At 66.1% G+C, this 221-nt stretch carries 1 pseudogene; it reads left to right on the top strand.

Going from position 1 to position 221, the window contains the following annotated elements:
• Window positions 1–221 (top strand): annotated as a pseudogene (locus IF64_RS27820) (IS5/IS1182 family transposase); the annotation flags it as partial.

The following is a 221-nucleotide window of genomic DNA, read 5'->3' as shown; positions in this document are numbered from 1 at the left end:
TCGGGGTCAAGGTCCCGACTGCGCACCGGTGGTTCGTGCGCTGGACCGAGGCGGGCTTGTGGGCACGGATCCATCACGCGGTGCTGGACGAGTTAGGTGATCAGGGCTTGATCGACTGGTCCCGCGCGGTGGTGGATGCCGCCCACGTGCGGGCCAAAAAGGGGGACCTATGACTGGTCCGAGCCCGGTCGACCGTGGGAAACCCGGTTCGAAGCTTCATG

The sequence above is a fragment of the Prauserella rugosa genome, from assembly GCF_000719975.1.
GTDB lineage: Bacteria > Actinomycetota > Actinomycetes > Mycobacteriales > Pseudonocardiaceae > Prauserella > Prauserella rugosa.
This window is presented reverse-complemented; position numbering and strand designations above follow the sequence as displayed.